19 protein-coding genes are annotated in these 19,666 nt (G+C 69.7%); 6 read left to right on the forward strand and 13 right to left on the reverse strand.

Going from position 1 to position 19,666, the window contains the following annotated elements:
• The 8 genes from CCL05_RS04240 to CCL05_RS04280 all read right to left on the reverse strand — a co-directional run.
• Positions 1-310 (reverse strand): hypothetical protein (locus CCL05_RS04240; protein WP_143589805.1); only part of this gene is annotated, 310 nt, incomplete at its 3' end.
• A 968-nt stretch (positions 311-1,278) separates the two neighbouring features.
• Entirely contained in the window at positions 1,279-2,805 is a 1,527-nt protein-coding gene (arfA, locus tag CCL05_RS04250; protein ID WP_086559128.1) for an arabinosylfuranosidase ArfA, read from the reverse strand.
• A 42-nt stretch (positions 2,806-2,847) separates the two neighbouring features.
• Positions 2,848-3,921 (reverse strand): lactonase family protein, encoded by a 1,074-nt coding sequence (locus CCL05_RS04255; RefSeq protein ID WP_086559129.1) that lies wholly within the window; start codon positions 3,919-3,921, stop codon positions 2,848-2,850.
• Positions 3,922-3,961: 40 nt separating this feature from the next.
• On the reverse strand, positions 3,962-4,930 hold the full coding sequence (locus tag CCL05_RS04260; RefSeq protein WP_086559130.1) for a sugar kinase: 969 nt from the start codon (positions 4,928-4,930) through the stop codon (positions 3,962-3,964).
• Complete coding sequence (locus CCL05_RS04265) at positions 4,927-5,598, reverse strand: bifunctional 4-hydroxy-2-oxoglutarate aldolase/2-dehydro-3-deoxy-phosphogluconate aldolase (RefSeq protein ID WP_086559131.1); 672 nt, start codon at positions 5,596-5,598, stop codon at positions 4,927-4,929. The genes CCL05_RS04260 and CCL05_RS04265 overlap by 4 nt, the downstream gene beginning before the upstream one ends.
• An 89-nt stretch (positions 5,599-5,687) precedes the next feature.
• Positions 5,688-6,509 (reverse strand): carbohydrate ABC transporter permease, encoded by an 822-nt coding sequence (locus tag CCL05_RS04270; protein WP_086559132.1) that lies wholly within the window; start codon positions 6,507-6,509, stop codon positions 5,688-5,690.
• A complete protein-coding gene (locus CCL05_RS04275; RefSeq protein ID WP_086559133.1) occupies positions 6,509-7,552 on the reverse strand; it encodes a carbohydrate ABC transporter permease in 1,044 nt (347 codons plus the stop codon). The genes CCL05_RS04270 and CCL05_RS04275 overlap by 1 nt, the downstream gene beginning before the upstream one ends.
• On the reverse strand, positions 7,549-8,895 hold the full coding sequence (locus CCL05_RS04280) for an extracellular solute-binding protein (RefSeq protein ID WP_341868238.1): 1,347 nt from the start codon (positions 8,893-8,895) through the stop codon (positions 7,549-7,551). Before CCL05_RS04280 ends, CCL05_RS04275 begins: the two co-directional genes overlap by 4 nt.
• Before the next feature lie 482 nt (positions 8,896-9,377).
• Here CCL05_RS04280 and CCL05_RS04285 point away from each other — a divergent pair, with 482 nt between their 5' ends.
• The 3 genes from CCL05_RS04285 to dgoD all read left to right on the forward strand — a co-directional run bounded on the left by CCL05_RS04285 (position 9,378) and on the right by dgoD (position 12,479).
• Positions 9,378-10,427, forward strand: a complete 1,050-nt coding sequence (locus CCL05_RS04285; RefSeq protein ID WP_086559135.1) for a LacI family DNA-binding transcriptional regulator — start codon at positions 9,378-9,380, stop codon at positions 10,425-10,427.
• Positions 10,424-11,191: an SDR family NAD(P)-dependent oxidoreductase gene (locus CCL05_RS04290; protein ID WP_086559136.1), complete on the forward strand. Its 768-nt coding sequence runs from the start codon at positions 10,424-10,426 to the stop codon at positions 11,189-11,191. The genes CCL05_RS04285 and CCL05_RS04290 overlap by 4 nt, the downstream gene beginning before the upstream one ends.
• Before the next feature lie 142 nt (positions 11,192-11,333).
• Positions 11,334-12,479 (forward strand): galactonate dehydratase, encoded by a 1,146-nt coding sequence (gene dgoD / locus CCL05_RS04295; RefSeq protein ID WP_086559137.1) that lies wholly within the window; start codon positions 11,334-11,336, stop codon positions 12,477-12,479.
• Positions 12,480-12,576: 97 nt separating this feature from the next.
• Here dgoD and CCL05_RS04300 read toward each other — a convergent pair whose 3' ends face one another.
• The 3 genes from CCL05_RS04300 to CCL05_RS04310 form a co-directional block, all read right to left on the reverse strand.
• Positions 12,577-13,020, reverse strand: coding sequence for a hypothetical protein (locus tag CCL05_RS04300; RefSeq protein WP_086559138.1), 444 nt, complete (start codon positions 13,018-13,020; stop codon positions 12,577-12,579).
• Positions 13,021-13,786: 766 nt separating this feature from the next.
• Positions 13,787-14,272, reverse strand: a complete 486-nt coding sequence (locus CCL05_RS04305; RefSeq protein ID WP_208641357.1) for a DUF6114 domain-containing protein — start codon at positions 14,270-14,272, stop codon at positions 13,787-13,789.
• 119 nt (positions 14,273-14,391) lie between these two features.
• On the reverse strand, positions 14,392-15,006 hold the full coding sequence (locus CCL05_RS04310; RefSeq protein WP_086559139.1) for a DUF6230 family protein: 615 nt from the start codon (positions 15,004-15,006) through the stop codon (positions 14,392-14,394).
• A 272-nt stretch (positions 15,007-15,278) separates the two neighbouring features.
• Between CCL05_RS04310 and CCL05_RS04315 the strand changes: the two genes are divergently transcribed.
• A complete protein-coding gene (locus CCL05_RS04315) occupies positions 15,279-15,989 on the forward strand; it encodes a MerR family transcriptional regulator (protein ID WP_086559140.1) in 711 nt (236 codons plus the stop codon).
• A 138-nt stretch (positions 15,990-16,127) separates the two neighbouring features.
• Positions 16,128-16,961 carry a PIG-L family deacetylase gene (locus CCL05_RS04320; protein ID WP_086559143.1) on the forward strand — a complete coding sequence of 278 codons (834 nt, stop codon included), beginning with the start codon at positions 16,128-16,130 and terminating at the stop codon, positions 16,959-16,961.
• Positions 16,962-17,180: 219 nt separating this feature from the next.
• On the opposite strand, the gene CCL05_RS04325 is transcribed toward CCL05_RS04320, so the two are convergent.
• Both CCL05_RS04325 and CCL05_RS04330 read right to left on the reverse strand, forming a co-directional pair.
• Positions 17,181-17,699 carry a nuclear transport factor 2 family protein gene (locus tag CCL05_RS04325; protein ID WP_086559141.1) on the reverse strand — a complete coding sequence of 173 codons (519 nt, stop codon included), beginning with the start codon at positions 17,697-17,699 and terminating at the stop codon, positions 17,181-17,183.
• Positions 17,700-17,762: 63 nt separating this feature from the next.
• On the reverse strand, positions 17,763-18,575 hold the full coding sequence (locus CCL05_RS04330; protein WP_086559142.1) for an oxidoreductase: 813 nt from the start codon (positions 18,573-18,575) through the stop codon (positions 17,763-17,765).
• A 261-nt stretch (positions 18,576-18,836) separates the two neighbouring features.
• Between CCL05_RS04330 and CCL05_RS04335 the strand changes: the two genes are divergently transcribed.
• Positions 18,837-19,654 (forward strand): IS5 family transposase gene (locus CCL05_RS04335; protein WP_244204152.1). Its coding sequence is split into 2 segments (ribosomal slippage): positions 18,837-19,197 and positions 19,197-19,654, totalling 819 coding nucleotides; the frame shifts between segments, so codons are not numbered across the junction.
• Positions 19,655-19,666: the final 12 nt, after the last annotated feature.

Consider the following 19,666-nt stretch of genomic DNA (forward strand, 5'->3'; position numbering starts at 1 on the left):
TCGCCGCGAAGTTGCGCAGTGCGGCGTCGGTGGTACGGCCGTCGGAGTCGGTGATGAGGACCCGGACGCCGGGGTACTGCAGCGCCACGCTCTTCAGTGACGGGATCTGGCTCCGTGCGGGCGCGGCGTCGACGGGCAGGGCGGATACGACGGTGGGACCGGTGACGGTGATCCTGTTCCCGTCGAGCAGGGTCACACCGGAGCCGGCCTGTTCCTCGGCCCGGCACGCGGTGACGGAAAGGAGCGCGGCGACGAACAGGGCCGTCCCCGCCCGGAGGGCCCCTCGCCTCGCGCGTCGGATGCGTGTCATCGGTTCGGCCCTTCGAGGGGCAGGACGGGGGCTTCGAGCGCTTCGTCGCGGTCGCACACGAGGGTGTCCCCGCTCACCCGCAGGCGGGCCACGTGGATCGAGCTGCGCCGGTGGTGGTAGTCGCTGTCGTCCGCAGCGCCGTCGTCGGACCGCCCGGGGTGCGTGAAGTAGAAGATGTAGGCGCCGAGTTCGCTGGTGACGACATCGGCGTGCAGGCCGTACGTCCCGTCGTCCGTGCCCTTGCCCGGGCGATCGAGAATGAGGCCCTGGGGTTCCCAGATCTCCAGGTCCGGTGAGCGCAGGACGCGCAGGCCGTGCCATTCGTCGACGAGCATCCAGTACCTGCCGTCGAGNNGTGTTGCGAGCACTCGACGGCGGGTCCTCGCACGGTCCACCGCATCAGGTCGTCACTGTCCGCCGCGTAGGTGTGCTGGTGGTCGGCCTCGTCCTTGTACCACATGCGGTAGCCGCCCGTGGGGAGCCGCAGGACGCAGGCGTCGATCACCCTGTCGGACGACAGCGGCAGGGTGGAGCGGTAGGCCCAGGAGAAGAGGTCGTGGCTCGTGTAATGACGGATCACGCGTGCGTGACCCTCCCACTGGGCCGGAACACCGCGGATGACGCTGACGAACATGTGGTACTCGGTTCCGTCGTCGACGATCTCCGGGGCCCAGTAGGTGTGCCGCCCGGGCTCGATGTCCAGCCCCTCGGCGATTCCCCGGTACAGCCAGGTGGCTCCGCCGTCCGCGGAGGACGCGATCCCGATGTCGGTCCCGTGCACCCAGCTCACGTCGTCGGACGGTGGCGCGTCGGCGCGGCGGTTGGTGTAGAGCATCCACCACGCGCCGGCGTGCCGGTTCCAGATGACGGTGGGGTCGGCCGCGCCGTCGTGGACGGGGTCTCGGAACAGGGGGTGGGCAAGGACTGTCATAGGTTCATCCCGGGGGCATGGCAGTGGTTACGATGCGTCAGTTCTGTCCGTGGGTCAGGCGGATCACGTTCCAGGAGAGCGGTTCGAGTTCGGCGTGCAGGACGCCGTCGGAGAGGGTCGTGCCGGTGGCGGTGTGCGGGGTGACGCGGTCGGGCCGGTCGGCGGTGTTGATGGCCTCCGGGTCGCTGTCGGCCAGGACCAGGTGCTCCGCGAGGGTGTGGCCGTCGACGCCGCGCAGGTCGATCCGCAGCGGCAGGGCGTCGCTCTGGCCGCGGTTGACGGCGAAGACGGTGACGTCGCCGGTCTCGTCGTCCATCACCGCGGTGGCGTGCAGCAGCGGCACCTCCCCGAACCTGGCGGTGGTGTACGTCGGGCTGTCCACCTCGACGCGCAGCACCCGGCCGCGGCCGTACGCCGACGCCTGGGCGAAGGGGTAGAAGGTGGTCTGCCGCCAGGCCGGGCCGCCCGGCTCGGTCATGATCGGCGCGATGACGTTGACGAGCTGGGCGAGCGAGGCGGCGGTGACCCGGTCGGCGTGCCGCAGCAGGGCGATGAGCAGCGAGCCGAAGACCACGGCGTCGGTGACGGTGTAGACGTCCTCCAGCAGGCGCGGCGCCTGCTGCCAGTCCTCGACGTGGTGCGGGTTGGGCCTCTTCTGGTACCAGACGTTCCACTCGTCGAAGGAGAGGTTGATGCGCTTGTCCGTCTTGAGGCGGGCTCTGACGTGGTCGCAGGTGGCGACGACCGACTCGATGAAGTGCTCCATGTCGACGGCGGAGGCCAGGAAGGAGTCGCGGTCACCGTCGATCTCCTCGTAGTACGCGTGCAGGGAGACGTGGTCGACGAGGTCGTACGCCGCCTGCAGGACCGTCGACTCCCAGGAGGCGAACGTCGGCATGGCGGAGCTGGAGCTGCCGCAGGCGACCAGTTCCAGACCGGGGTCGACCTGCCGCATGGCGCGGGCGGTCTCGGCGGCGAGGCGGCCGTACTCCTCGGGGGTCTTGTGGCCTGTCTGCCAGGGGCCGTCCATCTCGTTGCCCAGGCACCACATGCGGATGCCGTACGGCTCCTTGTCGCCGTGGTCCGCGCGGCGGTCGGACAGCTCGGTGCCGCCGGAGTGGTTGCAGTACTCGAGCAGCCGTACGGCGTCCTCGACGCCGCGGGTGCCGAGGTTGACGGCCATCATGGGCTCCATGCCGCTCTTCGCGCAGAAGTCCATGAACTCGCTCAGGCCGAACTCGTTGGTCTCGGTGGACTTCCACGCCAGGTCCAGCCGGGTGGGCCGCTCCTCGCGCGGCCCGACGCTGTCTTCCCAGCGGTAGCCGGAGACGAAGTTGCCGCCGGGGTAGCGGACCGTGGTGACGCCGAGTTCGCGGACCAGGTCCAGGACGTCCTGGCGCAGGCCGTCCGCGTCGGCGGCGGGGTGGCCGGGTTCGTAGATGCCGGTGTAGACGCAGCGTCCCATGTGCTCGACGAACGATCCGTACAGACGGGGGTTGACGATGCCGACGGCGAAGGCCGGGTCGAGGGTGAAGCGTGCGGGGGTGGTGTCGGGGTGGGACATGACTGCCTTTCAGGCACGTGGGACGAACAGGGGGTAGGACGGTCAGAGCGCCAGGGCGCAGACCACTGAGGGAGTGGTGAGCGGCGGGTGCGGCTGGTCGAGGGTTCCGTCGTCCAGGACGCGCAGGGCGGCGAGGGTGCCGCTGTGCTGGTTGGCGACGAGGAGATGGCCGACCGCCAGCGTCAGGCCGCGGGGCCAGGTGCCGCCGGCGGGGACCTCGCCGAGCGGTTCCAGGGTGGTGCCGGCGAGCCGGAACGCGGCGATGGTGTCAGCGCCGCGGTTGGTCACCCACACGAAGCGTCCGCAGGACGAGGCGGCGATTCCCCCGGGCTGGTTGCCGACGTCCCGGGTCACCGTGGCGGGTACGGAAGACAGGGCCGTCAAGGTGCCCGTGGCGGCGTCGTAGCGGTGGCAGGTGACGGTCGAGGACAGCTCGTCGGCGCTGAACACCAGGTCGCCGCCGGGGGCGAAGGCGAGGTGGCGGGGGCCCGATCCCGCGCTCATCGGGTTCACCGCGGCCCGCTCCAGGGTTCCGGTGCGGGTGTCGAGCCGGTAGGTGATCACCGCGTCCGCCCCGAGGTCGGTGGCCAGCACATAACGGCCCGCCGGGTCGAGAAGGACCTGATGGGCGTGGCTGCCCTCCTGGCGTCCGGTGACCGGTCCCGAGCCCTGGTGGACGACGAGATCGGTCGGTTCCAGCAGGCGTCCGTCCGCGGCGAGCAGGTGCACCGCGACCGTGCCGGGTGCGGTGTCGCTGCCGTAGTTCGCGGTCAGCAGCCACTCCCCGCCCGGGTGGACGGTGAGGTGGCACGGGTTGGTCCCGCCGCTGTTCATCGGGTCTCCCAGCGGGGACAGGGTGCCGTCGCCGTCGTGGGAGACGGCGCTGACGGTTCCCGTCTCGGTCTCGTTCGTGCTGTAGACGACGTCGAGCGACGGGTGCGCGGCCAGGAAGGAGGCCCCGCTGACGGGCAGCGGCTTCACCTGATCGTCGTAGGTCATGCGGCCGGTGGTGGGATCGAGGAGCAGCGCGGCGACGCCGGTGCCGTCACCACCGGAGTCCGGGGTGTAGGAGCCGGTGAGGACGCGGATCGCGGCATTGGAGGGGGGTGTGGGCATGAGTGGTCCTGAATGTCGCTTGGGCCGGGGCAGGGAGGTGTCAGCGGACGATGTCGTCGTGGTGGTCCAGCAGCCCCAGTTCGGAGCGCCGGGGCAGGCCCTCCCAGTCGCCGGCGGTGCTCACCGCGAAGGCGCCGAGCAGGGCCGCCGTCCTCAGTCGCCGCTCGGGGGGCTCCCCCGCCAGCAGTTCGGCGAGGTACCCGGCGGCGAACGCGTCTCCCGCGCCCACCGAGTCGTACACGCGGACCGGCACGGCGGGCTGCCGGTGGGGCCGTCCGTCGAGGAGGGCGTACGCCCCGTCGGCACCGAGCTTGATCACGGCACCGCCGGGTCCGAGGTCGCAGATTCCCCCGGCGAGTTCCTCCGGTCCGTCGAGGCCGGGCACGACGAGCCCGGCCTCGTGCGGTCCGGCGAAGACCAGGTCGCTCCTGCTCAGCAGGGGCAGCAGGGTGCGTCGGGCCTCGGTCTCGTTCCACAGCAGCGAGCGGAAGTTGACGTCCAGGGTGACCGTCACTCCGGCGTCGGCGGCGATGTCCACGGCCCGGGTCACAGCCGCGGCGGGCCCCTCACCGAGCGCCGGGGTGATGCCCGTGATGTGCAGGACCGCCGCCCCCGCGACGACGTCCTCGGGGATGTCGTCGGCGGTCAGCCGGGCCCCCGCCGTGTGGGCGCGGTAGTAGCGCGTACGGCTGTGGGTGGAGGTGCGGCGTTCCTTCAGCAGCACGGAGGTGGGGGCGGGGTCGCGCGCGGCGACCGTGGTGACCCCTTCGGCCCGAAGTTCCCGCAGGACGAGTTCGCCGAGTTCGTCGTCGCCCACCCGGCCGATCCAGGTCGCGGAGCCGCCGAGCCGGCTGACCCCGACGGCGACGTTGGACTCCGCGCCCGCGATGCCCAGGCGCAGTGACGTGCCGAGCGCGAACGGGCCGGGTTCCCGGGCCGCCATGACGGCGAGCACGTCGCCCAGGGTCACGAGGTAGGGCTCGCCGGGCGGGGATGAGGATCTGCTCATGCGCTCGCCTCCCGGGCCCGTCCGGTGGCTCCGACCGCGTCCAGCAGGGTGCGCGCCCTTGAAGTGAGGGCCTCCAGCGCCTGCGGAGTCGGGTCCTGGTCCGCCCCACGCAGCAGCGGGGAGCCGATACCGACCGCACAGGCTCCCGCATCCAGGTAGTCCCGCGCCTCGTCGATGCCGACGCCGCCGACGGCGACGAGCGGGATCTCGGGCAGGGGCGCTCGCAGCCGGCGAAGATGCGCGGGGCCGCCCGTGCTCGCGGGGAACAGCTTGACGGCGGCGGCGCCCGCCCGCCACGCCTGGCACACCTCGGTCGGTGTCCAGGCGCCCGGGTAGCAGGGGATGCCGCTGTCCGCCGCGCTCCGGACGACGACGGTGTCCACGAGGGGGGCGACCAGGAACTCCGCTCCCGCCGCCAGAGCGTCCCTGGCCTGGCCGGCGGTGATCACCGTGCCGGCGCCGACCGCGACGTCGGGGCCGAGTTCCGCCCTGATGGCGGCCAGTGCGTCGAGCGCTCCGGCAGTGGTGAGGGTGACCTCCAGGCAGGTGACGCCGCCGGACGCGAGAGCCCGGGCCACGGCGGGCAGCCCGGAGGCGTCAGCCGACCTGAGGATGGCCATGACCCGTGTCCGGCCCAGCTGCGGGGTGAGGGCAGGACGCTCCGTCATGACCCCACCGCCACGGGGCACATGGGGGTTCCCTGGGTGTGCGTCATGCGAAGTTCCTTTGCGGCGAAGGTGAGTCGGTGAACGTGAGGTCACTTGAGTCCGGAGGTGGCGGCGCCGGTGACGAAGCCCCGCTGCACGATCAGGAACAACGCCAGCACCGGGACGACGTACATCACCGCGCCCGCGGCGACCAGGTTCCCCAGCGGTGCGCCGTGCTCGTTGACGTAGCCGTAGGCGAGCTTGACGGCGAGGGTGGTGTGGGTGTCGTCCAGCAGCAGGGCCGGCGCGATGTAGTCGCCCCAGGTCCAGCTGAAGGAGAGGATCAGACTGGTGGCGATGACCGGCCATGACTGGGGCAGGAAGATCCGCCAGAAGATGCGGATCTGCCCGCAGCCGTCGACGATGGCGGCCTCCTCCAGTTCCTTGGGCATGTTCGAGAAGAACTGCCGGAAGAGGAAGATCAGGTACGGGGCTCCGCACAGTCCCCACAGCACCCATGGCACATAGGTGTTGGTGAGGTGCATCTTGGCGAACAGCAGGTAGGTCGGGATGAGGGTGAGGACCTGCGGCAGCATCATCGTCGACAGCAGCACGGAGAAGATCAGCCGCTTGCCGGGCGCGTTGAGACGGGCGAAGCCGTACCCCGCCCATGCGGAGGCCAGGGTGACCAGCAGGGCGTAGACGGTGGCGATCGTCAGGGAGTTGCGGGCGTAGCCGAGGTAGTCGATCCGGGTCAGCGCGTCATAAAAGTTGTTCAGGCTTGGGTCGTGCGGCCACCAGTGGACCGGCAGCGCGCGCAGCTCGGAGGGGTCCTTCAGGGCGGTGTTCAGCAGCCAGGCGAACGGGCCGAGGAAGAGGACGAGGGCACCGACCAGCAGCATGTAGACGGCACTTCTGCGGGGGAACACCATCACTTGTCTCCGATCGTGCGCGGCCTGGACTGCCTGGTCGGCTCCGGGTCGACGGAGTAGAAGACCGCACCCTTGCTGAGTCTGAAGACGAGGAACGTGATCGCGACGATGATCAGGAACAGCACCCAGAGCATCGCGGAGGCGTATCCGTAACGGCCGTTGGCGAAGTACTGGGCGAACACGTGGATCATGAACAGGTAGTTGCCCTCGGGAACGGACGTGACGCCCCTGGGGGTGGGGTCGAGGGAGATCAGCAGCGGCAGGAAGCTCTGCACGGCGGCGATGATGCCCGTGATGACCTGGAAGAACAGCACCGGGGAGAGCATCGGCACGGTGATCTTGGTAAAGGACTGCCAGGCGTTCGCCCCGTCCATACGGGCGGCCTCGTGCAGCTCCTTGGGGATGTCCTGGAGCCCCGCCAATGAGATGATCATGGTGTTGCCGGCGCCCCACAGGACCAGGCTGACCAGGACCCAACGGGCGTAGGGGTCCATCAGCCAGCTCACGCCGTCGATGTGCAGGGCGTCCAGGACACCGTTGGCCGCGCCCGAGTCCCGGTCGAAGATCAACTTGAAGGTGAGAGCGGCGCCCACCGGCGGGACGACCGCGGGCAGGTACAGCAGGGTGCGGAACAGGCCGCGGGCTCGGATCGGCTGATTGACGAGCACCGCCAGCAGCAGCCCCGCGGCGATGGAGAGCGGCACGGTGATCGCGACGAACACGCCGGTGCGGGCCAGTGAGGACAGCGTCTCCGGGTCGGTCAGGACAGCCCGGTAGTTTTCCAGACCGACGAAGCGGGAGTTGTTCGACAGCCCGTCGGCGTTGGTGAGACTCAGCCACAGGGCGTAGCCGAGCGGGAAGGCCGTCAGGGCCACGAAGCCCAGCACCCAGGGTCCGGCGAACACGTAGAAGGACCAGGACCGCCGAGTGGTCAGCGAGCGGGGTCTGCGACCGGCGTGCGCGCCGGTGCGGGGCCCGGGCCCGGCGGCCGTCTCCCCGGAAGGGGACGGCGCGCCCGGCGCGGCGATCTGTTCGGTGCTCACCCCACGAGCTCCTTGCCCTGGGCGAGCGCCTCGTTCATCCGGGAGTTGAGCTGGTCGGCGACCTTGCCGGCGGACGTGCCGGACTTCACGGCGCCCGGCAGCACCTTGTTCAGCACGCCCTCCAGGGCGGCCTGCTGGGCGTAGGGGGTGAAGCTGAGGACGGAGAAGTGCGGCAGCTCCTGTTCCTGCACCGCGAACGCCTGCTTCTGGAAGGCGTTGGTCTGCGGCATCTTCGGACGCAGCGACTTCAGCGACGGTATGCCCCAGCCGCTGGCCGCCCGGTCCTGGGCGGGCTTGCCGCCGAAGTACCACTCGAAGAACTTCCAGGCGGCGTCCTTCTTCTTGGCGTCCCTCGGGATCCAGAAGCCGGTGGCGCCGAAGCAGGAGCTGACGCGGTTGCTGCCGAACTGCGGGGCGGGCGCGAAGCGGGAGACCCCGGCGAGCTTGGCGTCGGCGCCGATCAGCCCGCCGAACCAGTAGCCGTTGCAGCTCATCGCCATCCGGTTGGCCTGGTAGGTGGGGCCGTCCCAGCCGTCCGGGTTGGGGTTGACGACGCTCGGGCCGATGTCGGCCTTCGCGTACTCCAGGTACCACCGCAGTGCCTTCAGCGCCTCCGGAGAGGAGAAGTCCACCGTCGCCAGGTCCTCGGCGAACAGGCTGCCGCCGGCGGATGCGGTCATCCCCATGAGCTGCGGGAAGACGCCCATGCCGGTGGCGTTCAGGCCGTACACCTTGACCTTGCCCAGGCGGCGCTTGACCAGCTTCTTGCCCAGGTCCAGCCACTCGTCGTAGGAGATCGGTTCCGTAGCGCTCGGCGCGTCCAGCTTGGCGGCCTGGAACAGGTCGGTGCGGTACCAGAACATGGAGTCCTGGGAGTAGTCCTTGGCCATCCCGTAGCGCGGGCCCGCGCCCTGCTTCTTGCCGTCGTAGCGCCACACGTCGTTGACCGGGTCGAGGTCGGAGGGCTTCAGCACCGAACTCTTGGCGAAGTACGGGTCCAGGTCCGTCATCAGGTCGCGGGCGGCGAAGTACGGGGTCTCGGTCGCGCCGAAGCCGCGGACCACGTCGGGCGGGTTCTTGGCGGCGAGCATGGCGTTGAGCTTGGTGGCGTCCCAGATGATGACGTTGAGGTTCATCCCCAGCGCCTCTTCGGCGGCCTTGAGGCCCTTCTTGTCCCACTCGTTCTCGACCGTCATCACGGTGAGCGTCGTCTTGCCGCTCCCCGAGGCGTTCGTGCCGTTGTCGACGGAGCCGGCGCAGGCGGACAGACCGGTCGCGGCGAGCGCGGTTCCGGCGGAGACGGCGAGGAAGCGCCGTCTGTCGAGAGATGTCGTCGTTGACATGGGCATGGCGATGGGCCTTTCGTGGCGGGACGTACGCCATTGCGAGACGTACGACAGGGTCCGTGGCGGCATGTGGGCTACTGCGGGAGGCGAACGCAGGAGTGGCGCGGCCGGTGGAACACCGGCGCTCGGCGGTGGTGCGAGGCGCCCTGGACGTGAGCGCATCCGTCTGCTGGGACGAGTGTGCGCACCGGCGTCAGCGGACTGCGGCTGCGACGGTGGTCGCGTCGGCAGTGAGTTCGGGGCGGCTCTTGCGGCCCAGCTGATTCCACGTCAGCTGTGGCCGGGATACAGCAGTATCGGCCAAGCCGGTTTCTGGTGCTCTGTTCAGACTTATCGCTTATTTGCGACCGAGGAAACCGGTTGACTGAAGCTTTCGCGAACGTTAAGTTGCGTTGCCAGAAGGTGTCAAGAGGCCAGAACGCGCCATCCTCGATCCGCACCAGCGGACCAGGGCGACACCCACCGGAGAGGGGGAGCACGTGCCGGAACAGCCCGTCCGGGCCAAGCTCGTGGATGTGGCCCACGCGGCCGGGGTATCGAAGGCCACCGTGTCCAAGGTGCTCAATGGCCGACAGGACATTTCGGTACGGCCGGAAACGCGCCGGCGCGTCCACGAGGCAGCCGAGGCACTCGGCTACCGACCCCACTCCGGGGCCCGGGCCCTGGCCGGCGCCAGCACGCACGCCCTGGCCCTGCTGATCCCGGCCCTCGCCAACCCCACGTACGTCACCATCGCCCGCGGTGCCTACCAGCGGGCCCGCGAACTGGGCTATCTCTCCCTGCTGGCGGAGGACTTCGACGGGCAGGAAGCAGACGAGTCCTTCCACGACCTGGTACAGGAGGGCAGGGTCGACGGGCTGCTCATCGCCTCGGCCCGCCCCGGCCATCCCCTGCTGGACGCGCTCAGCCGCAGCGCGATCCCGCACGTCTTCCTCAACCGCTCGGTCGAGGGCTCCGGGCGCAACATCACCATGGACGTCGCCCGCTCCAGCGTGACCGCGCTCGACCACCTGCACGGCCTCGGCCACCGAGTGGTCGGACACATCGCGGGCCCTCCCGGAATCACCCCCAGCGAGGTCCGCAAGGAGGCGTTCCTGCGGCACGCCGGCACACTGGGGCTGGACGCGGCTCCGGTCGCGTCCGGGGACTTCACCGAGGATGGCGGCGGGTCAGCGGCGCGGGCACTGCTGCGCCCCGCCGACGGCGACGGGCGGCCACCGGTCACCGCCCTCTACACCAGCTCGCTCGCCCAGGCGATAGGCGCCATGGCGGCGATCAGGGACCTCGGCCTCAGGATCCCGGAGGACGTCTCCGTGGTCGGCAACGACGACCTGCCCGTGGCTGCGCACCTCCATCCCCCGCTGACCACCGTCGCGATGCCCCTGCACGAGCTGGGAACCGCCGCGGTGGACGCCCTGGTCGCCACCATCGACGGCAAGCCGGCGGGAGATGTCGTCGTACCGACCGAGCCGCGGCTGATGCTGCGCGGCTCCACGGCCAGACCGGCACGACCAGGGGAAACGCCATGACCGTCGCCGCCGCACCGGCACGTTTCACGGGCCGTACGGCCCTGCTCACCGCGGCCGCCTCGGGCATCGGGGCGGCCACCGCCCGCCGGCTGGCGGCGGAGGGAGCGTCCGTCCTTGTCACGGACGTCGACGTGCAGGGCGCCCATCGCGTGGCCGAGGAGATCCGCGCCGAGGGCGGGCAGGCACGCGACCTGCCGCTGGACGTCACCTCGCCGACGGAGTGGACGGCGGCCGTCGCCGAGGCCGAGTCCTGGACGGGACGCCTCGATGTGCTCCACCTCAACGCCGGTCGCAACCTGCCGGGAGCGGCACACGAACTCGACGACGCCGCCTGGCACGACCAGCTGCGGCTCTCCCTCGACTCGGTGTTCTACGGCGTCCGGGCCGCGGTGCCGCTGCTCAGGACGGCCAGGGGCGCGGTGGTGATCACCTCGTCCGTCCACGCGGCCGTCGGCTTCAAGGGCTTCCCGGCGTACGCGGCGGCCAAGGGCGGAATCGACGCTCTCGTACGCCAGTTGGCCGTCGAGTACGGCGGACAGATCCGGTTCAACGCCGTCCTGCCCGGAGCCGTGGTCACCGCCCTGTGGGCCCAGACGCCCTTGGAGTACAAGGTGCAGACCATCGGGCGCACACCTGTCGGCAGGCTGGGCGCCCCCGAGGACATCGCCGCCGCTGTGGCCTTCCTCGCCTCCGAGGACGCCTCCTTCATCACAGGACAAAACCTTCTCGTGGACGGTGGCCGCAGCATCAGCTCCCAGGAGTAGGCCGCCGGGCCTCGCCCGTACCGGGCGGCAACCGCCATGCCCGTCCGGCACCGACCCGCTCGCCGCACCCCGGCGGACAGCCCCCGCCACCGGTTCGCCAGGCCGTACACAGCACAGAACACAGAACCCGGAGACCCACCCCATGAAGATCACTGGATACGAGCTCTTCCTTGTCGAACCGCGCTGGCTCTTCCTCCGCATCGACACCGACGAGGGCATCTCCGGCTGGGGCGAGCCCATCGTCGAGGGCAAGGCCCACACCGTCGCCCGCTGCGTCGAGGAGATGTTCGACTACCTGCTCGGCCAGGACCCCGCCCGCATCGAGGAACACTGGCAGGTCCTCGCCAAGAGCGGCTTCTACCGCGGCGGCGTCGTCCTGAACAGCGCCCTGGCCGGAATCGACCAGGCCCTGTGGGATATAGCAGGCAAGAGCCACGGCGTCCCGGTCCACCAGCTCCTCGGCGGCCACGTACGCGACCGGGTGCGCGTCTACGGCTGGGTCGGCGGCGAAACCCCCGAGGAACTGGCCGAATCGGCGGCCGAGCAGGTCGCCAAGGGCATGACGGCGGTCAAACTCAACCCCTGCGGCCAGCTGGAGCCCCTCGCCACGCCCGCCGCGATCAACGCCATCGTGGACGGGGTGACCGCGGTCCGCGAGGCCATCGGCCCGGAGCGCGACCTGGCGCTGGACTTCCACGGCCGGTTCAGCGGGGCGATGTCCCGCCGCGTCCTGCCACTGCTGGAGCCTCTCCTGCCGCTCTTCGTGGAAGAGCCCGTGCTGCCGGAGTTCTCCCAGGACCTCGGCGCCGTGGTGCGCTCGACCTCCATCCCCATCGCCACCGGTGAGCGGCTGTACTCCCGCTGGGACTTCCGCTCGGTGCTCTCCGACGGCATCGCCGTGGCCCAGCCCGACATCAGCCACGCCGGCGGCATCTCCGAGACCCGCCGGATCGCCGCGATGGCCGAGGCGTACGACGTCCTGGTGGCCCCGCACTGCCCGCTCGGCCCGATCGCCCTCGCGGCCAGCCTGCAACTCGACTTCGCGATCCCCAACTTCCTCATCCAGGAACAGGCACTGGGCATCGGCTACGGCGACAGCAGCGGACTGCTGGACTACCTCGCCGACACCACGCCCTTCACGTTCCGCCATGGCTACATCGACCGCCCGACCGCGCCCGGTCTCGGCATCACCATCGACGAGGACGCGGTCCGGGCCGCCGCCGAACGCGGCCACCGCTGGCGCAACCCGGTCTGGCGCAACACGGACGGCTCACTGGCTTCCTGGTAGCCCGGGGCAGGTCCCGGCCGGACGCGCGACACAGCCCCGCGGTCAGGTGTCGTCGCCACCCATGACAACGACCGACCACAGCCGCTCGGGGGTGGCTTCAGCGTGGTGTGCCGTACCCGTGGATCCCCGGGATGGCGAGTTTTCCGCCTGTCTGTCCAGCCTGGTCGATGTCGGCGTCGTCCAGGCCGAGTTGGAGCTTGAGGTCGAGCTTCCCGAGCGTGTCGTAGAGCCACTCCGGAATGGTGTCCGGGGTGAGGTGCAGGCGGAGGACGGGTGGTGCGGGAAGGTTTTCGATGCTGGAGAGGGTGCCGGTCAGGCTTTCGACGTACATGGTGATGCCGTCGCCCCGGAGCGTGGAGGTGGAACCGGGCGCTCCGTCGATGTGCTGGATTTGTGGGCCGACGGGTACCGCCATCTTCAGGTCGCGGATCGTGACCGCCGCCGCGGTGAACTTGAGCACCCGTTTGGGCCCGGCGGCTGTGTCCACGGTGACCACCCCGCCGAAGACGAGGTCGTGCAGTTCGAGGCGGCTCCCCTTCATGTTCCATGCCTCGGCGGAGAATCGGCCGGCCTCATGGTCCTCAGGGGCCTTGAGGTCACTGATGTCGCAGGTGCGGGCAGTTCCTTGGGGCGACTTTGGTCGGGGCGACGGCTCGACGGCCCGGTGGCTGGGAGCAGGTGATACGGGCGTGGTGGACAGCCGGGGTTCGGACGGTGCTCCGGACTCTGACCTCGAAGCCGCCGAGCTCGGTGAAGAGCTCGCGTGGAGTGAAGGGCTCGCATCGGGTGACGGGCTTTGCTGCTCGGCATCGTCACCCAAGAGGGGACCGAGGATGTCCGCAAGGCTCGTCGTCGCGGAGGATGCGCTGGGCGAGGGGGTGGGAGTGGCGGTCGGTGCCGGGGTCGGGCTTGCTCCCCCGTCGTCCGCGTGCGACGGCGGCGGGCCGGGCTCCCGGCTCGGGTGAGCGCCGGCCGTGCGGGGATCAGCGGACGGGGTGGGGTTTGCGGGAGCTTTCGTCGCAGAGGTTGAGGTGTCGTCGGGCCGGGCGCAGTCGACACCGCTGGGTCCAGACCCACCTGACCCCTCTTCGGAAACAGAGAGCGCCGCGGTGGCGCTCGTGTCGGCGGGCTCCGGCAGGCGTTGACTTCCCAGGATGAGGGCGGTCGGCAGCGCGGTCAGCGCGAGTGCCCTTCCGACCGGCAGACGCAGACGCGCCAGCGCGGATGTACGGGAGATGGCGTGCCGACCCCTCGGTGGTCGGGTGAATCGGGGGGCTGCGGCCTCGCCACGGGTGCCGGGCGACTGGTCACTCACTTCCCTGTCCTCCCGCCCGGCTGACGGCGACCGACGGCCCCTCGGGGGCGTCGGGTATGTCCTGCGGGTGCCCGTCCACCGGGCCCCACGCCAGAGCCATGAGTCCGCCCCCCGCCGCGAGCAGTGTGCCGACGACGAATCCGCCGAAGTTGGAGATGGGAAGCGACAGCACGCCGAGGAACACCGCGACGCAGCCGGCGAAGAACCTGATGACCGGCTGGAACCAGAGGAGTCCGCCAAGGACGATCAGCGTCAGGCCGATGACCAGGGACCCGGCCCCCGCAGTGGTGGACATCGCCACGGACAGGGCGCCCAAGGAGAGGTTGAAATACGGGAAGTAGATGATGGGCGCAGCGGCAAGAACCACCAGCAGACCCGCCCAGAAGGGGCGGGTGCGCCGCCAGGCCCGGAAGTCCTGGCGAGCGCGGGCGAGGCCGCTGTCACTGTGGGGGTGCGCGGGTGCACCTGCACTCGTCATGTGGCAGCTCCCAAGTCGTGAGTGGGTGAGGGTGTCCGCGAGGACGGTGGAGCACTGCCGCCCCCCTGGGCAGTCGCCGGCCGCTTGCGCGCACGGGAGACCAGAGGGCGGGAGCGAGGTCAGAAGCAGTCGTGGCGGCCGGCCGCGATGTTCATGTGCAGGCCCGACAGTTCGAACGTGCCCGCAGAACTGGCCCAGACCTTCTGGTGGGCTTCGATGATCTCGACCGAACTCGCCTGCTGGGCGTAGCCGTTGGGATCGACCTTGTCCTCCGGGTTGACCTGGCCCTTGGTCATGGCACCGGTGGCGACGCCGATGTCGACGTTGGTGAAGGTGCCCTTCTTGGCCTGGAGGTCGGTCATGTCGATGTACAGGTCCTTGGCCTTGACCGGCGTACCCGATCCGCCCGCCTTCAGCGTCATCGTGTAGGTCCCGAGCACGGGGATGTCCACCGGCACGGACTGGCACATGTCGACGATCGTCGCGTTCTTGATGGACGACACGGAGACGGGCACGTGCTTGCCGTTCTTGGCGACGTCCACCGTGGCGTAGTTGCCGAATCCCGAGCCGCTCAGCTTGCCGGCCGAGACCTGGAAGTCGGAACCGGAGATGCTGAACGAAGCGGCCAGTGCGCCCTGGGCCATGGAGACGGCGACCGCCGCCGTGGCGGCCACCGTCGGAACCGCGCCGACGGCGAAGCGCTTCCAGTGGGTCTTGCCGATGCGCTGGGACATGGTGTGGTTCTCCGTTGTCGAGGCGTACGAGACGACCGGACCCGGAACTGACTGACCGGGGCCCGGCGCGGGGGAAGGACTACGGCTGGGTGTGGCCGTGGCGGTGCAGGCGGCTTCCGCGGGCGCATGTCGTCCACGCGCACGAAGAAGCGGGCACACCGAGAAGCACTCGATAGTGTTACTACCGGGTACCTGATAGTGGCACTATCGAGCCCAGCGGGGCAACCCCCGGTAACGCGATACTGGAGGGACAGTTGAGCGTGAGGGAGCGCATGAGGATTTCAGAGCTCAGCCGACGGTCCGGGGTGCCGGTGGCGACCATCAAGTACTACCGCCGGGAAGGGCTGCTCCCCGAGGGACGCGCGCTGAACCCGACCACGGTCGAGTACGACGAGGAGCACATCCAGCGGCTCCGTCTGATCCGTTCTCTCATCCAGCTCGGCGGGCTCTCCGTCGCCCGCACCCGTGAAGTGCTCGAAGCCGTCGACCGTCCACTGGATGCGTTCGAGACTCTGGGCGTCGTCCACCACGCACTGCCCGTGCCCTCCGCAGAGACGAACGGGAAGGGCGGCGCGGACAGCGAGGACGGTCCCGGAGCGGAGAGCGCCGCCGACGAGGCTGTACCGGACGCAGCCGCCGCGAGGGTCGAGGCTCTCATCGAGAACATGGGCTGGCGGATCTCCGACGCGTCACCGCACCGCCCCGCACTCGCCGAAAGTCTCGCCGCGCTGAGCCGCCTCGGCACCGACTACACGGCCGACGACCTCATCCCCTACGCACAGCTCGCCACCTCCACCGCCGATTTGGACTTCGCGCAGTTCGAGGGGATCGAGGACCGCATCGCCCTCGCCGAGCGGGCGGTGGTCCTCACCGTGCTGTTCGAACCGGTCGTCCGGCTGCTACGGCGCCTGGCCCAGGAGGACGCGAACCACCGTCGCCATGATCGCCGTGCGTGCGGGCGGGGCGAGCATCCGGAAGTGTGAGTCCACTGACACCCGGGCCGTGGTGCCCCTCGCCGGTCTGTCCGGCCGGGGCAGCCGGACTCGGCGGGCTGCGGGCGGTCACGTACCGCTGTGCCGCAGACTGGTACCGATCACTTGACCGACCAGGAGATGGATTTCATGGCTGACCGGCCTTTGACGCTGATGGCAGTGCACGCCCATCCGGACGACGAGGCTACGGGAACAGGGGGTGTCCTGGCTCGTTATGCGGCGGAGGGCATCCGCACCGTGCTCGTCACGTGTACCGACGGTGGCTGCGGTGACGGTCCGGGGGGTGTCAAGCCGGGTGACCCCGGACATGACCCGGCTGCCGTTGCCGTGATGCGTCGAGGCGAGCTCGAAGCGAGCTGTGACGTCCTGGGGGTCGGTCATCTTGAGCTGCTCGGCTACGCCGATTCCGGGATGATGGGCTGGCCGGCCAACACCGCGCCTGGATCGTTCTGGAGTACGCCCGTGGATGAGGCAGCCGCTCGGCTGGCCGAGCTGATGCTGCGGTACCAGCCTGATGTCGTCGTGACCTACGACGAGAACGGGTTCTACGGCCACCCCGATCACATCCAGGCGAACCGGATCACGATGGCAGCGCTGTCGTTGACCGGGATGGCGTCGAAGGTGTACTGGACGACGGCGCCGCGCTCGATGATGAAGGAATTCGGGCAGATCATGCGCGAGTTCGGCGCGGAGTGGGAGGAGCCGGATCCGTCCGAGGCCGCAGAGGGGCCCGAAATCGGCCTGCCCGACGAGGAGATCACCACGTGGGTGGACACCACCGACTTCGGCAGCCAGAAGTTCGACGCACTGGCCGCGCATGCCAGCCAGGCTGAGAACATCTTCTTCCTGCGGATGGGCAAGGAGAGGTTCACGCAACTCATGGGCGTGGAGACGTTCGTCCGGGTCCACGACACCACCGGCGCGCCCCTGCCCGAGAACGACCTCTTCGCCGGCCTGCGCTGAGCCGCCGTCCCGGCCGCCCCTGGGACACACGGAGAACCACAGCCTGTACGCGCCGCACCCCGAGTCACCGACCTCTTCGAGCGGCTCGCCGGCGCCTCCTGTTGGGTCAAGTCGGCAGAGGGAGCGGCGAGTTTCCGCATCACCTCGGCGCGTGAGGGGATCGGCCGGACGTTGCCGTGGCCGGGGAACGGGGCCAAACGGCCAGTGGACCTGGTGGTTTCAGGTCTGCCGGCCTGCCGGCCGGGTCTTCGCGACCATGCTGCGGTCCCCGAAGGTGACCATCGCGTGCACGGGTATGGTGCTGGCGCGCATGAGCGCCGCGAGGCCCCGGCGGCCCTGTTGGCGGGCGAGCTCCGGCCCCAGGGTGGTCATCAGGGCGGTGAGGGCCGGCATCGGACGCCCGAAGAGCGTGATCTCCTTGATCTTCGCCTCGTCGTCGAACCGCAACAACTGCACCTCCTCGAACGACTGGGACCCCACCCGCGACTGGTAGACCAGCGCGTACGCGTCGCCCTCGCCGGTCTGAGTGTGGTAGCGGACGTCCTTGACCGCCGTGAACGCCGAGGTCAGGAAGTCCCGCAGCTGGTCAGATCCCTCGAAACGGAACTGCTCGGTGAGCGGCGAGCTGAGCACGACGTCCCGGCTCAGGCAGGCGACCGCGGCGTCGACGTCACCGCGTTCCTCGGCGGAGCGCCATCTCGCGACGGTAGCGGCGGCGGAGTGCAGGGTCTCGGACATGACTCTCTCCCGGTATCAACGGCGCGAACGGGTTTGCGGTGACGGAGTGCGCGGGTGAGGGTGTCAGCCGGCCAGCTTGTTCATCGTGCGGATCTGCTTGTCCAGGACCCAGGCGGGAGCGAAGCGGAGCATGCGTGCGCGTCCGGCCATGGGGCCGGCGGCGTAGCGCAGTTTCGGCTTGGTGTCGGTGGCGGCTGTGACGATCGCCTTGGCGACCACGGCCGGGTCGTCACCGCTCTTGATCGCCTCCGCCATCAGGCGGTCGAAGACGTGCCGCTGGTCCGCGTAGACCTGCAGGGGGTCGTCGGGCTTGGCGCTGTTGGCCTCGAACCCGGTGTTCGTGTAGGCGGGTTCGACGAGGAGCGAGCGGACGCCGTACTGGCGGACCTCATGGTCCAGGGACTGGGAGTAGCCCTCGATCGCGTGCTTGGACGCGCCGTAGACGGCCATGTAGGGAGCCGGGATGAAGCCCTGCACGGACGAGAGGTTGATGATGCGGCCGCGCCCCCGGGCCCGCATGTGCGGCAGGACCTCCTTCACCATGCGCATGATCCCGAAGACGTTGATGTCGAACACACCTTGGGCCTGCGCGAGGGAGGTTTCCTCGGCCGCGCCGATCGCGCCGATGCCGGCGTTGTTGACCAGGACGTCGATCCGCCCGAACCTCTCGATCACCTGCTGGACCGCGGCGGTGACCGACTTGTCACTGACCACGTCGAGGTCGAAGAACGTCACACCCTGCAGCGGGGTGACGCGTGAGGTGTCGCGGCCCGTGCCGGCCACCTCGAAACCCGCCGCGACCAGCGCGAGCGCGGTCTCCTTGCCGATGCCGGAGGAGGCACCCGTCACCAGGGCCACCGGCCTGTTTAGCGTCATCACGCACTCCCGAACACCAGAAGGAAACTGATCGGTTTCACCTCCTCTCACTGTAAACCGATCGGTTTCCGCCCGCAAGCGCAAGCAGCGAACCGATCCCGGGCCGCGCCACCGGCCGGTTGCAGGTTGAGCTGACCGGCGCGAGTGCGTCCACCGCGCAAATGCGGACAGTTGCTGCGGTCGAGAGACGCAGGCACTTACTGGCTCTAACAAAAGGGGTTGATCGTGTGACTGTCTGCTTTGTCGCTCGTTGAGGGGGGCATGGGGAAGCGTCAGTCGCGGCCGTGGATCGTGTCGGACGAACTGTGGTCGCTCATCGAGCCGTTGCTGCCCGAGCCTCCGCCGAAGCTGGTGGAGGGACGGCCGCGAGTGCCCGACCGTCAGGCCTTGTGCGGCATCCTGTTCGTGCTGCACACCGGCATCCAATGGGAGTACCTGCCCCAGGAGCTCGGCTTCGGCTCGGGCATGACCTGCTGGCGTCGCCTGGCGGCCTGGAACGAGGCCGGTGTCTGGGACCAACTGCACCAGCTGCTGCTGAACAAGCTGCGGTCGAAGAACCAGCTGGACTGGTCGCGGGCGGTGATCGACTCCTCCCACGTCCGGGCCGCACGGCGAGGCCCAAAAGCGGTCCCAGCCCGGTCGACCGTGCACGCCCGGGCAGCAAACACCACATCATCACCGACGGGCAGGGCATCCCGCTCGCGGTGTCTTTGACCGGTGGCAACCGCAACGACGTCACCCAACTGCTGCCACTGCTGGACAAGATCCCAGCAGTGGCGGGAGTGGTCGGCCGACCGCGCCGACGGCCCGACATGCTCTTCGCGGACCGCGGCTACGACCATGACAAGTACCGCCGGCTCCTGCGCCAGCGCGGGATCCGGCCCGCGATCGCCGAGCGGGGACAACCGCACGGCACCGGCCTGGGCACCTTCCGCTGGGTTGTCGAGCGGACGATCTCCTGGCTGCATGGCTTCCGCCGCCTGCGCATCCGCTGGGAACGACGCGACGACATCCACGAAGCCTTCCTCGGAATCGCCGTCTGCCTGATCACCCACCGCCACGTCCAGAGGCTTTGTTAGGGCCAGTTAGCG

It is taken from the genome of Streptomyces africanus (assembly GCF_002150735.1).
GTDB classification, from domain to species: domain Bacteria; phylum Actinomycetota; class Actinomycetes; order Streptomycetales; family Streptomycetaceae; genus Streptomyces; species Streptomyces africanus.